This window comes from Veillonella sp. VA142 (assembly GCF_003992135.1).
Classification (GTDB): Bacteria; Bacillota; Negativicutes; order Veillonellales; family Veillonellaceae; genus F0422.
The window spans coordinates 1-1,007 of record NZ_RQVN01000056.1; the positions used below are offsets into that span (position 1 = coordinate 1).

The 1,007-nt window shown below is 36.1% G+C and carries 1 protein-coding gene; it reads left to right on the top strand.

Annotated elements, in window-relative coordinates; all coding sequences use genetic code 11:
- Positions 1-960, top strand: a 960-nt coding sequence (locus EO117_RS09060; RefSeq protein ID WP_126940116.1) for an ISL3 family transposase, incomplete at its 5' end; no start/stop codon positions are given.
- Between the last annotated feature and the right edge of the window lie 47 nt (positions 961-1,007).

Below are 1,007 nucleotides of genomic sequence, written 5' to 3' on the forward strand. Positions count from 1 at the left end.
AATCATACTTTCATAGAAAAGAACCCTTTTGTTAGCCGTTATTTGCGATTAAGTAAATCTAATTTGGAATATCTATTTAGGCAACTTGGCGAAAAAGGAACCTTTACTGAGATGGCTAAACGCAGTGATGTTTCTGTATCTACAGTCATTCGATATTGCTCGAAACTGGCCATTCCAAAGCCTGTGCAATTACCTACGGTACTAGGTATTGACGAATATAAAGGGAATGCCGAAGGTCAAATGTACCAAGTTATCATAACCGATTTAAACAATCATTCTATCGTAGATATTTTACCAAAACGGGATACACGAGCTCTTATTCAATACTTCAAAACCTTTTCTAAAGAAGCTAGAGAACAGGTTAAATACATCGTTATGGATATGTCTCCATTATTTAGGTTAGTAATGCAAACTATGTTCCCTCACGCACATATTGTGGCAGATCGTTATCATGTGTGTCGCTTGGTAGATTGGGGTCTTGAGCGTGTACGCAAGCGTGAGCAAAAGAGGCTAGTGGCACACTCTAGAACACTCAAATATAACCGAAGGATTCTTATGAAGAACCCTGGTAAATTAACTGAAAGCGAGCGAATAAAGCTGTTAGAAATATTACGTATATCCGATGACCTACGGCGTGCATATGGACTTAGATTAGCCTTTAGAAAGATATTTAGGATATACAGCATACCTAACATAGAAAGATATATACAATTATGGTTAAACACAGTAGAAAACAGTCATCTACCGGAGTTTAGTAATTTTAAAACTTCCTTTACCAGTTGGTTCCCTCAAATTGTTAATGCCTTTGTATTACCATATTCCAATGGATTTACAGAAGGGTGTAATAATAACATTAAAGTATTAAAAAGAATAAGTTATGGGTTACGCCATTTTGATCGTTTCAGAGTTCGTATACTTCTATTAAGCAGAAAGAATAGCACTAGCTATTTAAATAGCTAGCGCTAAGAACTTTTTATATGAGTAGCCCCCACATTTGACAAAGAGCC